Source organism: Methanobrevibacter sp., assembly GCF_045577275.1.
GTDB lineage: Archaea > Methanobacteriota > Methanobacteria > Methanobacteriales > Methanobacteriaceae > Methanobrevibacter.
Window position 1 is genome coordinate 1 of record NZ_JAZNIB010000050.1, and the last position, 3,288, is coordinate 3,288.

Below are 3,288 nucleotides of genomic sequence, written 5' to 3' on the forward strand. Positions count from 1 at the left end.
ACCGGTTTCCTCCTTGACTTCAAGGACAGTTCCTTTAGCAGGAGCGTCTTCGTGGATTTCCAATTGTTCAGTCAAATATTCTTGAGCCAAACCTAATAACATGGCAATAAGCTCAATAATACCTTCACCAGACTTTGCACATATTGGAATGATTGTAATTTGGCTTGCAAAATCACTTACTCTGTCAAATCGTTCAGATTGGAATCCTTCTTCATGCAATTTACCGACAAGCTCATAAACCTTCAAATCCAATTCGGTTTGTACACTTGGAGCTTGCTCTTTAAAACTTTCCATAAAGGAAGCGCCTTCATGAATGTCCCATCCAAAGATTCTATCAATTTTATTGGCTACAACAATAAATGGAGTTTTATACATCTTTAAAATATTAATTGCTTCATAGGTTTGAGGTTTGAAACCTTCATTTATGTCAACAATTAAAATAGCTAAATCAGCTAAAGCTCCACCACGTTTACGAAGTGATGTAAATGCAGCATGCCCTGGAGTATCTACAAAAAATAAACCTGGAATTGTATCTTTAATTGATAAACGAGCTATAAAATCTCCACAAATTTCATTTATTGTATCTATTGGGATTTCAGTAGCTCCAATATGTTGGGTAATACCACCTGCTTCCCTATCAGCTACAGTACTTCCTCTGATATAATCCAATAAGGTAGTCTTACCATGGTCTACATGACCTAATACAGATACAATTGGGGATCTAATCTTCATTTTTACTCCACTCACAATTTAATAATTCAATAAATCAAACAAATTCAATAAATTTAACAATATAATTTCAATCAATTTAAGCTAAATATAGCTAATGATTATAGACAACGAATATGCAATTCAATAAAATCCATCAATAGATTTTGAATCTATTCGTAAATCCAAGCGTTATCAGACATAGAATAATCACAAATTTCTTCTTCGTCAAAGAAAAGAGCGATTTCTCTTTTAGCAGATTCAGGTGCATCGGATGCGTGGATAATGTTTCTTCCAGTATCCATACCGAAATCTCCTCTAATGGTTCCAATATCTGCTTCTTTAGGATTGGTTGCTCCTACCATTTTTCTAATTACTGAAATTGCATCGTCACCTTCAATAACCATAGTTAATGCAGGAGAAGAAGTGATATATTCAACTAAACCATTAAAGAATGGTTTTTCAGCATGTTCACCATAATGCTCTTTAGCTAAATCTTCGTCAATTTGTCTTAATTTCATAGCAACAATTTTGAGACCTTTATTTTCAAAACGGCTTAAAATTTGACCCATTAAACGTCTAGATACCGCATCAGGTTTCATCATAACAAAGCTTCTTTCAATCATTGTTTAACCCATTTAACTTTTCTTGGTACTCTACCAAGTTTTATCATATTTTTTTCACATTTACTACTACAGAAGAAATAGATGGAACCGTCTTTTTTAACATACATTTTTCCAGTACCTTCTTCTATTTCTTTACCACAGAATGAACAAGTTCTCATGTTAAAACACCTTCTAATTTATAAGCCCTAATAACTTACGTTATTATGGAGTTCTAATCTCCTTAGCTTCTCTGATTGTGTCGAGTAACATTAAAATATCGCCTTCACGTACAGGGCCCATGATATTTCTTGTTAAAATTCTTCCTTTATCTCTTCCATCGAGAATTCTGCATTTTACTTGCATGATTTCTCCAGTCATTCCAGTTCTGTGAAGAACTTCAATAACTTCAGCTGGACTTCCTTCTTCCATATTATCACCTGTTAATTATAGTGAAGATAAACATCTTCTAAACAGTGCAATACTTATTCTTTAAGTTCTGCAACTTTTTCAACAACTTCTGCTACTAAGTCTGCAGCATCTCCAGCGTCTACGATACAAGCGGAAGCAGTTCCAACACTTAAACCAGCAGCTGCACCAACTTTATCTTTGGTAGCTAAGTATACGTAAGGAATTTCTTTTTCTTCAGCAAGAACAGGAATGTGAGCAACGATTTCAGCAGGATCAACATCTTCTGCGATAACGACTAAAGCTGCGTTTCCTCTTTCGATAAATTTAGTTACTTCGTTAGTTCCTTTTGCTACTTTACCAGTATTTTGTGCTACTTCTAAAGCTTCTTCTGCTTTGTTAGCGATTTCTTCAGGTGTATCAAATTTTACATAAATGTTTGCCATATAATTTACCTCCTTTTTCATCTGGCTTTTGCCATCCATCGGCAAATATTATAACTGTAATGAAATCCATATTTTTTTTAGATTTCAATATACGAATAATACAATTATAATAATTAAAACAGCGAAACTGTCCATTTTAGACAATATCACTATAAAAAATCAGTAAAACAATCAAATAACCACAATAATCAAATAATTAATTTATCAATCGATTAATCAACAAATCAATCAATAAATAATAATTTATCAATTATAGATAAAACTTAATAAAAATATAATATTTTGTAAAAAGTTCGCTTAGATAAGCTTGATATTCGATTAAATTACAGATTTAAAGTTTTAATCTATAACTCTAAATATTATATTCACATCACTAAATAATAAAGCCTAAAATAAATTTTAAAAAAACGATTTTATTTTAGTTTAATATTTTCAATGAATATTATTAGTTTAAGTAAAATTAGCTAATAATATAAAATTTTTCAATTTAGTATTAATGAAATAAATTCTAGAGAACTAGACATAATAAAATATGTATATTATAGTATATAAATGTTATTAGAAAAATAGGCTAAAAAAAGGAAAATCTGTTAATTCAAATCAGATTTTCAAATTAGAATAAAAAAATAAAAAAGAATTCGTATAAAGTCATAAGAAAAAGATAAAAGTAAAAAATTACTTTAATCTAGATCTTAATAAGAAAAAATTAAACAGCAATCTTATTTAATTGCTAATTTAATGTCTTCAGCTTTTACAGTTTTTCTGCCTGCGTGGCGTGCAAAGTTAACTGCTTTTTGAGCAATTTCGTTTCCGTATTCTTCAATTGCTTCAGCTAATTCTTCTTTAGCTGCATCAGCTACTCTTTCAGCACCAGCATTTTTTAATATTCTTCCGATAGGAGCGATTGGTAATTCCATATTTAACACCTCAAATTTTTATAATAATAATTGTATATTTTTTAATATATAAATATATCGATAAAAATGCTTAAAATTTGATAATATTTACATAATCCTAGTAATAATTTATAAAAAATATAATCTATTTTTCAAATCAAATCTTAACAAAAAATATAAAAAATATCAAAATTTTATAAAAAAATATTATACTAATTGGGAAATAAT

The 3,288-nt window shown here is 29.5% G+C and carries 6 protein-coding genes; all 6 read right to left on the minus strand.

From position 1 onward, the window contains the following. The coding region (locus tag ACKI67_RS01645) for a GTP-binding protein (RefSeq protein WP_407461656.1) at positions 1-732 on the minus strand (732 nt) is incomplete at its 3' end. Positions 733-881: 149 nt separating this feature from the next. Continuing rightward, entirely contained in the window at positions 882-1,334 is a 453-nt protein-coding gene (gene ndk, locus ACKI67_RS01650; RefSeq protein WP_407461657.1) for a nucleoside-diphosphate kinase, read from the minus strand. Next, positions 1,331-1,492, minus strand: a complete 162-nt coding sequence (locus ACKI67_RS01655; RefSeq protein ID WP_067146875.1) for a 50S ribosomal protein L24e — start codon at positions 1,490-1,492, stop codon at positions 1,331-1,333. Before ACKI67_RS01655 ends, ndk begins: the two co-directional genes overlap by 4 nt. A gap of 43 nt (positions 1,493-1,535) precedes the next feature. Then, a complete protein-coding gene (locus tag ACKI67_RS01660) occupies positions 1,536-1,742 on the minus strand; it encodes a 30S ribosomal protein S28e (RefSeq protein WP_067146877.1) in 207 nt (68 codons plus the stop codon). 53 nt (positions 1,743-1,795) lie between these two features. Next, positions 1,796-2,164, minus strand: a complete 369-nt coding sequence (gene rpl7ae / locus ACKI67_RS01665; protein ID WP_292777681.1) for a 50S ribosomal protein L7Ae — start codon at positions 2,162-2,164, stop codon at positions 1,796-1,798. A gap of 719 nt (positions 2,165-2,883) precedes the next feature. Then, entirely contained in the window at positions 2,884-3,081 is a 198-nt protein-coding gene (locus ACKI67_RS01670; RefSeq protein WP_012956290.1) for a histone family protein, read from the minus strand. Positions 3,082-3,288: the final 207 nt, after the last annotated feature.